The organism is Salinicola acroporae (genome assembly GCF_003206615.1).
Taxonomy (GTDB): domain Bacteria; phylum Pseudomonadota; class Gammaproteobacteria; order Pseudomonadales; family Halomonadaceae; genus Salinicola; species Salinicola acroporae.
The window spans coordinates 572,370-581,599 of sequence record NZ_PZJW01000004.1; the positions used below are offsets into that span (position 1 = coordinate 572,370).

Below are 9,230 nucleotides of genomic sequence, written 5' to 3' on the forward strand. Positions count from 1 at the left end.
CCTGGGTCTGACGAGTTCGGCTGCTATAGTGGAGCCTCCCGATGTTCCGGTAATTCGCTATGCGCTTCGACCTCACCTCTCTTAACATCTTTCTCGCGGTTGCCGAGGAAAAGAGCCTGACCCGAGCCTCGAAAAGGGCTCATTTGGCGGTTTCTGCCATCAGCAAGCGCATCGCGGAGCTCGAACATCGTGTCGGGGCGCCGCTCTTCACGCGTTTCGCTAGAGGCGTCGAATTGACGCCTGCTGGGCAGTCGATGTTGACCTACACGCGTCAGGTCTTCGAGACGCTGCAACTGATGGAGCAGGAGCTTGGCGATTATTCGTCGGGCATCAAAGGGCAGGTTCGCCTGCATGCGACGACATCCGCTCTGGCACAGTTTCTACCGACAAGTATCGAAACTTTCACTGCGCTCTACCCGGGAATCAAGTTCGATATCGAGGAACGCGTCGGCGCCGCGATCGTCCGAGCGGTGAGCGACGGACGGGCGGATCTCGGTGTCTTCGCCAGCCGCACGCCGGCCTCCGACCTGGAAACGATTCCCTATCGCAGCGACGAACTCGCCTTGGCCGTTGCCGCCGATCATGCCCTGGCGGATCGCGAGATCGTGCGATTCAGCGAGGTGACGCGTTACGAGTTCATCGCCTCTCATGCCGAAAGTGCCCTGTATGCATTGACCACGCAGGAAGCCGCCAAACTGAATCTGTCGCTGAAGGTGCGCATTCGGGTCAGCAGTTTCGACTGCATGTGTCAGCTCGTAGCAGGGCGCCTGGGCGTCGCGGTTTTACCGCGTCACGTCATCAACATCTACGCGCAGTCCATTCCTATCGTCGGACTCCGGCTGGACGAGCCTTGGGCCAAGCGGGACCTGCAGATCGGAATGCGGGATTTCGCGACGCTGCCGGCAACGGCAAAGGCGTTCGTCGAGCATCTCCGCGTGCCGGACATGTGATTTTTCCACCTTTGCGTCGAAGCGTTGGCGCGTCGTTCTCGGAAGGAGAACGCTCTCTTGGTGAGGTTTCAATATTGCCTCGAGAGGAGATGCAGTAATTTCTCATGATCGTGATGCCGCCTGGCACCCAAGGAGATCATGGCAGATGTTTCCCACCCCTGACGAGATAGCGCCGCGCATGCTGAATGTGGCCGGCAACACTTATCGCTACTTGGCGTTGTCCGATATCGTCGAGGCCGAGCAACTCTCTAGAACGCCTTATTCGCTGCGAATTCTGCTGGAGAACGTCGCCCGCCGAACGCCCGAGGCGTTGCCGAACTTCAAGGCGTTTCTGGCCGGCGAGAGCGACGAGGGTGAAGTCAGTTATTTTCCCAATCGGCTGATGTTCCACGATACGACCTGTCTGCCGGCGCTGGCCGATTTTGCCGGTATGCGTGATGCCGTCGCCGAGATGGGGGGCGACGCGAGACGAATTAACCCAGCCATTCCGGCGGTACTTGCGATCGATCATTCGGTCATTGTCGAACATTTCGACGAGCCTGATGCCTTCGCGCGCAACCTCGATATCGATTTTCACCGTAATGCGGAGCGCTATCGTTTCCTGAAATGGGCGGAGCGTAGCCTCGACAATTTCCGGGTGGTCCCGCCGGGTACGGGCATCATCCATCAGGTCAACATGGAGTCTCTGGCCACCGTGGTCTGGACCACGCCGGGCGAAGGCGGCGAGCCTGACTGGATTCATCCGGACAACATGGTAGCGACCGACAGTCACACGCCGATGATCAACGCCCTCGGCGTACTCGCCTGGGGCGTGGGGGGGCTGGAGGGCCAGGCGGCGCTGCTGGGCGAGCCGGTGACGCTGACCCTGCCGGAGGTCGTGGGCATTCGTCTGACGGGGGCGCTTTCGCCCTCGGTGACGGCCATGGATCTGGCCCTGCATATCGCCGAGCTGTTGCGCGCGGAGGGCGTGGTAGGCAAGTTCGTTGAATTCCATGGTCCGGGACTCGATTCGTTGAGCCTCGCCGCGCGCGGTACGGTCGCCAACATGGCGCCGGAATATGGTGCGACCGTCATGTTCTTCCCGTTCGACGACATCAGCATGGAATACCTGGCACTGAGTGGGCGCGACGAAGCGCTGCGTGAACGTGTTTCGGCATACCTGGGCGCTCAAGGGTTGTGGCGCCGATCCGACGATCCTGAGCCCGAGTTCGATACCCGGCTTTCGATCGATCTCTCGCGGATCGAGCCCAGTGTTGCCGGGCCGCATCAGCCGCATCAGCGCCATGCGTTGAGTGCGCTGCCGAGTTCCTACCGCGAACTCGGGCGTCCGTCGGGGGCGGTTCCGGCGCTGCTCGCGACGAGTCGTGGCGAGCAGCGCGAAGCCCCCGAGTGGGTCGATTCGCTGGATCATGGTGCGGTGGTGATTGCCGCCATCACCAGCTGTACCAACACGGCCAACCCCGCGGAAATGATCCAGGCCGGGCTGCTGGCGCGCAACGCACGCAAGCGAGGCTTGACGCGCAAGCCCTGGGTGAAATCGTCGCTCTCTCCCGGTTCCCGAGTGGTCATAGACTATCTGGATACGGCCGGGCTACAGGCCGATTTCGATGCGCTGGGGTTTGGGCTGACGGGGATCGGCTGCATGACCTGCATCGGCAATTCGGGCAACCTGATCCCCGAGGTCGAAGCCCGTGTCGACGTAGGGCTCGACGGCATCGCGGTGCTGTCGGGCAACCGTAACTTCCAGGGACGCGTCAATCCGCGCGTCTCCACGGGCTATTTGATGTCTCCGGCGCTGGTCGTCGCGTTCGCTCTCGCCGGCGATATCGATCGCGACATCACTCGCGAGCCTCTGACCCACGATGTCGATGGTGCCCCGGTCTATCTGCACGAGCTGATGCCGAGCGACGACGAGGTCGAAGCCATGATCCAGACCGTGGTGCGGCCGCAGGATTTTGCGGCCCGCAACGCCAGCCTATGGACCGGGAGCGAGCATTGGCAACATATGGATGCCGAGGGCAGCTTGCGCTTCCCGTGGCGGGAAACGTCGACCTATCTACGCCGCCCCGCTTATCTGGAAAATATCCCCGGTCATGCCCGAAGCTCGCTGGCGATTGCCGGGGCGCGCGTGCTGATGCAACTGGGCGACAACGTCACCACCGACCATATCTCGCCTGCCGGGGCAATACCTGCCGAGAGTCTGGCTGGCGAATATCTGCTCCGGATGGGCGAAGCCGAAGGAAATCTCAACCAGTACTCCACGCGACGCAGCAACCACGAGGTGATGCTGCGCGGGGCCTACACCAATCGCCGTGTGGCCAATCAGCTTCCAGGCACCGACGTGGGTGAAGGGGTATGGGCCAGGCCGTTGGATGGCGGCGAACCAGTGCCGTTGTTCGAAGCATTTGGGCGTTATGTCGAAGCGGGTGTTCCTCTGGTCGTCTTTGCTGGTATCAACTATGGCGCGGGTTCCAGCCGGGATTGGGCGGCGAAGGCCCAGGCATTGATGGGAGTGCGAGCTGTCGTTGCCCGCAGTTTCGAGCGAATTCATCGCAGCAACTTGATCGGCATGGGCGTGCTGCCGCTACTGTTGCCATCGGGAACAACGGCGGGATCACTCGGGCTGATCGGTGACGAAAAGCTCGATTTCGAGTTGGTCGCATCGCCGATGGTGGGAGACAACACGGTCACCATGCACCTGCAGGGCGCGTCGCGCAGCGAAACCGTCGAGCTCACGCTGAGTATCGACTCCTCCCAAGAGCTTGCCTACCTCATCCACGGCGGGATCCTGCCTTACGTGGTACGCAAGACCGTCAACGCTTCTGAAGCGAGTCCCACAGCCGAATCCTCGCGGGGAACCCCGTCGAGCACGCTAACTGTCGCGAGGAATCCATGACAATGCTGGCCTATATCGGTTGTCGAACCACCAAGCGTCGTCAGGCCCGGGGAAAAGGCATCGAGGTCTATCGCGTCGACGAGCATGGCCGGTCGTGGGAGCACGTCCAGCGCGTCGAGGGACTGACCAATCCCTCCTATCTCGTGCTGAATCGGGCCGGTGATCGTCTCTATTGCATCCATGGCGATCGCAGCGACATCAGCGCGTTCTCCGTGCATCCCGTCAGCGGTGAGCTGGCCTTGCTCAACCAGGTGAGTACCGGCGGCGCCAACCCGGTGCATCTGGCGCTGGATCCCAGCGAGCGATTCATCGTGGTGTCGAACCACATTTCGAGTTCGGTTGCGGTGATCGCGCTGGAGAGCAACGGGCATCTCAAGGGCGTGGTCGACCTCATCGAGCTGTCCGGCAAGATTGGTCCACATCGGATCGAGCAGCCGTTCCCCAAGCCCCACGCCAACCCGTTCACGCCGGATGGCCGTCACATCGTCGTACCCGACAAGGGGTTGGATTGCCTTTTCGTCTTCTCCTTCGATGCCAAGCGAGGCCGGCTGGACAGCGAAGGCGTTCGCAGGATCCCAACCCGTGAGGGTTCGGGGCCACGTCATATCGACTTTCATCCGACCCTGCCTTTGGCCTACATGGTTAATGAGCTGAACTCGACGCTCGTGACCTATGAAGTACATGCCGAGACGGCAGACATGACGCCACGACAGATACTGCCCAGCGTCTCCATGCACTTCACGCACGACAATCGCGCCGCCGGCGTCGTCGTCGATCCGAAGGGACGCTACGTGCTGGCTTCGAACCGTGGAGAGGACAGCGTTGCGCTCTACGAGATTGATCTTGGCAATGGCGAGCTGACCTATCTGAAAACGTTCTCTTCTGGCGGCAGAACACCGCGGTTTCTCGGTTTCGATAGCGGTCCGGGGTTACTGCACGTCGCCAACGAAGACAGCGACGAAGTCGTTAGCTTCGATATCTCCGAGCTGTCGAGCTTCGACATCGCCCCTGTTCATCGGTTGTCGACGCCTAGTCCTGTCTGCCTGGCCTTTCGCGAGGACTAGGTGCCGATGATTGCCGTTCGTCATCCGGCGATACGACGTGCCGGTGACGGTTCGGGTATCGACGCACCATCCAAGATAATAATCAGGAGAATCATCATGCCAGCAACCCGTTGGAGCGCGGCGGCGTGCCTCGCCGTCTTCGTGTCGCCTTGGTGTCTCGGCGCTGAGTTTCCTCAAAATCGTCTGGAATGTCTCGCACCTGCCGACCCGGGAGGCGGTTGGGACTTTACCTGCCGACAATTCGCCGCCAGTCTTCGCGCAGCGGGCGTGACTGATCAGTCCATGCAGACGATCAACATGGCCGGTGCCGCCGGCGGCGTCGCTTTTGCTCACGTCGTCAGCAAACGACAGGGCAACGACGGCACGGTGGTGGCCGCCTCGTCATCCAATGCGACGCGCCTGGCGCAGGATCAATATCCGGGCATGAGTGCCGAGGACGTCACCTGGCTCGGCACGCTGGGTGCCGATTATGCCGTTATCGCGGTGAGGGAAGATTCGCCGATAGCGTCTTTGCCGCAACTCTTGGATATGCTCAAAAGCGACGTCAAATCGGTCAAGTTCGCCGGGGGTAGCGGCGTGCTGGGCTGGGATCAGATCAATCTGCTGCGTGTCCTCTCCCAGGGCGGCCTCGAGCCAATCCGTGATGTCGTCTATCTCGATTTCAACAACGGCGCCAGCGCCATTACCCAAGTGCTCGGTGGTCATCTCGACGTGGTGGTGGGCGATATTTCCGAGGTCAATGCCTTTCGAGAAGCCGGTCAACTCCGAGTATTGGCAGTCCTGTCCGACGAGCGTTTGCCAGCGCCGTTGGAAAACCTACCGACAGCGAAAGAGCAGGGCATCGATGTCGTGGCGCCCAACTGGCGTGGTTTCTATGCCCCGGCGGGCTTGAGCGATGCAGACAAGAGGTTTTGGATCGATGCGATCGATCGAGTGTACGCGAGCGACCACTGGCAGGAGATCATGCAGCGTAACGGCCTCATGCCGTTCCATGTCACCGGTCAAGCGTTCGAAACGTTTCTCGACGACCAGATCGATGCGTTGCGGCAAACCACGCGCTTGATTCAACAATAGAACGGCAAGGTATCAGAAGGGGGCAGGCAAGGTTTTAAGGGCTTGCCTGCCCGACCGCAAGGCAACCCTACCCTTGTTGGCGACGTCGCCAATGCTAGACATAGGTCTACATCATGGCTGAACGCTGCTTTTAAAATTCTATTGAATCAAAATCTTATCATCGATGTCTCTGTCGATAACACGACGTTTCCCATTCGAGAATTCTCCCTGCTCTGACACCCCCTTAGGCTTGCTCCAACGTCTTTGAATGGCGTGTATACCGGTAAATCGAATCAATGCCGGCAACCCAGTGGCTCCGCTTGAGTGAGGACGATTCATGACTAGAACGCTACTTGCCGTGGCTGTCGCCTCGGCCCTTTCCGCAACGGTCATTCCTGCCATGGCTTACGAGCCTTCATCTGGTACCGAATGCATCGCGCCCTCGGACCCGGGCGGTGGCTGGGACTTTACCTGTCGAACCGCGGGGCGCGTACTATCCGATTTGGATCTCGTGCCAGGTAATGTGCAAACGATCAATATGCCAGGCGCGGGTGGGGGCGTCGCGTTCGCGCATGTCGTGAGCAAGCGCGCCAACGACGACAACCTGTTGATCGCGGCGTCTACGGCGGTGCCGACACGGCTCGCTCAGAATCAGTTTCCTGGCATGAACATGGACATGGTCAATTGGATCGCTACCGTCGGTTCCGACTATGGTGTCATCGCGGTACCCAAGGACTCGCCGTATCAGGATCTCAATGACCTGATGGAAGCGATCAAGGAAGACCCCAAATCGGTCAAGTTCGCTGGCGCCAGCGCCAACGGCGGCTGGGACCATCTGAAGGTGCTGATCGCGGCCAAGGCAGCAGGTATCAAGACGCTTCGCGAGATCCCCTACCTCTCTTACAACAATGGCGGCAGTGCGCTGACTCAGGTCGTTGGTGGTCACGTGAATGCCTTTACCGGCGACGTTTCCGAAGCGCGTGGGTTCTGGGAATCCGGCGATATTCGCATTCTGGCAGTGCTGTCACCCGAACGTCTGCCGGGGGAGTTTTCCAAAATCCCCACTGCTAAAGAGCAAGGGGTGGATGCGATCGGCCCCAATTGGCGCGGTTTCTATATGCCGGCCGGGATCGATGAAGACGCCAAGCAGTACTGGATCGATGCCGTCAATAAACTCTACGAGAGCGATGAATGGCAGCAGGTCATGAAGAACAATGGTCTGATGCCATTCCACTACAGTGGCGAAGCATTCGACGAGTTCATGGCACAACAGGTCAAGGACATCCATGAGCTTTCTGTAGAGCTGGGGCTGTTGCAGGAATGAGCAAGTTCAACGACCGCGTCTTCGGCCTGGTCATGCTGGTGATCGCCGTCGCCTACTACTACGGCGCCACCCAGTTTCCGGTCCCCTTCGGGGGATCGGAAGCCGTGGGTCCCGAGACCTTTCCCAAGCTGCTGGCCGTCATCCTCGCGATCTGTAGCCTGTACATGATCGTCAAGCCCGACCCGGACAACCACTGGCCGATGGCCAGGACGTTCCTGGAGCTGGGCATTGCCGTCGTCGTGCTGATCGCCTACGCGCTGCTGCTGGAGCCGCTCGGGTTCATTCTCTCGACCATGCTCGCTGTCGGCACGCTGTGCTGGCGCATGGGCGCGCGCCCGGTGAAAGCCTATCTCACCGGACTGATCAGTGGCGTGGTGGTGTTCGTGCTGTTCACCTATGGGCTCGAACTGCCGCTGCCGCTCGGCCTGCTGGAGATCCACTGATGGAGACGTTGCACTACCTGTCGCTCGGCTTCGGTGTTGCGCTGCAGTCCGAGAACCTGATGTTCGCCCTGATGGGCTGCTTCATCGGTACCCTGATCGGCGCGCTGCCCGGGCTCGGCCCGGCCAACGGCGTCGCGATCCTGATCCCGCTCGCCTTCACCCTCGGTCTCAAGCCCGAGACCGCCCTGATCATGCTCACCGCGGTCTACGCCGGGGCGATGTACGGCGGGCGGATCTCCTCGATCCTGCTCAATATTCCCGGTGACGAACCGGCGATGATGACCTGCCTCGACGGCTATCCGATGGCGCGCCAGGGCAAGGCCGCCGAGGCCCTGGCGATCTCGGCGATCGCCTCGTTCATGGGCAGCCTGATCGCCACCGTCGGCCTGATCCTGCTGGCGCCGTTGCTGGCCCGGTTCGCGCTCACCTTCGGTCCGGCCGAGTACTTTGCCCTGTTCGTGCTCGCCTTCGCGACGCTTGGCGGCATTACCGGCAAGAACCCGATGAAGACACTGATGGCAGCGGCCATCGGCCTGATCATCGCCACCGTGGGGATCGATCTCTCCACCGGCACCCAGCGCTACACCTTCGGCGTGCTCGAGCTCTACGAAGGGGTCGACTTCATCATCGCCATCGTCGGCCTGTTCGCGGTCTCCGAACTGCTGTTCTTCATCGAGGAGAAGGCCGGCAAGGGGCGCGAGATGATCAAGGTCAACCCGTTGAAGCTGAAGTGGCGGGAGATCCTGTCGATCATGCCCACCACGATTCGTGGCGGTATTCTGGGCTTTATCGCTGGCGTGCTGCCGGGGGCCGGGGCGTCGCTGGGCAGCTTCATCACCTACACCCTGGAAAAGAAGATCGTCGGCAAGAAGGGCCACTTCGGCGAAGGTGATCCGCGTGGCGTGGCCGCGCCGGAATCCGGCAACAACGGCGCCTCCAGCGGGGCGCTGGTGCCGATGCTGACCCTGGGCGTGCCGGGCAGCGGCACCACGGCCGTGCTGCTGGCGATGCTGGTGTCGCTCAACATCACCCCCGGGCCGCTGATGTTCACCCAGAACGCCGATCTGGTGTGGGGCGTGATCGCCGCGTTGCTGGTGGGCAACTTCATGCTGCTGCTGCTCAACATTCCGCTGGTCGGGGTGTTCGTGAAGATCCTGTCGGTGCCGCCGATGTACCTGCTGCCGATCGTGACCATGGTCGCGTTCGTGGGCATCTACTCGATCAGCCACTCGACCTTCGATCTCTACTTCATGATCGCCTTCGGCGTCGCCGGCTATCTCCTGCGCAAGCTGGAGATACCGCTGGTGCCGGTGATCCTCGGTCTGTTGCTGGGGCCGGAGATGGAGAAGAACCTGCGCCACGCGATGCAGATCTCCGATGGTGACTGGTCGATCCTGTGGAGCAGCGGTCTGTCGATCGGGCTGTGGCTGGTGGCGATCATCGGCCTGCTACTGCCGGTGATCGTGGGGCCGATCCTGCGTCGCCGGATGCAGGCCGCCA

The 9,230-nt window shown here is 61.1% G+C and carries 7 protein-coding genes and 1 pseudogene; all 8 read left to right on the plus strand.

Annotated elements, in window-relative coordinates:
* Positions 1 to 59 precede the first annotated feature (59 nt).
* A pseudogene (locus DOM54_RS20600) lies at positions 60 to 239 on the plus strand (helix-turn-helix domain-containing protein); the annotation flags it as partial.
* Between the two features lie 15 nt (positions 240 to 254).
* On the plus strand, positions 255 to 950 hold the full coding sequence (locus DOM54_RS08095; protein WP_240613813.1) for a LysR substrate-binding domain-containing protein: 696 nt from the start codon (positions 255 to 257) through the stop codon (positions 948 to 950).
* Between the two features lie 145 nt (positions 951 to 1,095).
* On the plus strand, positions 1,096 to 3,846 hold the full coding sequence (gene acnA, locus DOM54_RS08100) for an aconitate hydratase AcnA (protein WP_206019043.1): 2,751 nt from the start codon (positions 1,096 to 1,098) through the stop codon (positions 3,844 to 3,846).
* On the plus strand, positions 3,843 to 4,910 hold the full coding sequence (locus DOM54_RS08105) for a lactonase family protein (RefSeq protein ID WP_110715828.1): 1,068 nt from the start codon (positions 3,843 to 3,845) through the stop codon (positions 4,908 to 4,910). The genes acnA and DOM54_RS08105 overlap by 4 nt, the downstream gene beginning before the upstream one ends.
* Before the next feature lie 96 nt (positions 4,911 to 5,006).
* The gene (locus DOM54_RS08110; RefSeq protein WP_162619793.1) at positions 5,007 to 5,984 is read left to right on the plus strand and encodes a Bug family tripartite tricarboxylate transporter substrate binding protein; all 978 of its coding nucleotides are present in this window, start codon (positions 5,007 to 5,009) and stop codon (positions 5,982 to 5,984) included.
* Positions 5,985 to 6,300: 316 nt separating this feature from the next.
* On the plus strand, positions 6,301 to 7,287 hold the full coding sequence (locus tag DOM54_RS08115; RefSeq protein WP_110715830.1) for a Bug family tripartite tricarboxylate transporter substrate binding protein: 987 nt from the start codon (positions 6,301 to 6,303) through the stop codon (positions 7,285 to 7,287).
* Complete coding sequence (locus tag DOM54_RS08120) at positions 7,284 to 7,730, plus strand: tripartite tricarboxylate transporter TctB family protein (RefSeq protein WP_110715831.1); 447 nt, start codon at positions 7,284 to 7,286, stop codon at positions 7,728 to 7,730. Before DOM54_RS08115 ends, DOM54_RS08120 begins: the two co-directional genes overlap by 4 nt.
* On the plus strand, positions 7,730 to 9,230 hold a 1,501-nt coding region (locus DOM54_RS08125), incomplete at its 3' end, for a tripartite tricarboxylate transporter permease (RefSeq protein ID WP_110715832.1). The genes DOM54_RS08120 and DOM54_RS08125, both read left to right, overlap by 1 nt.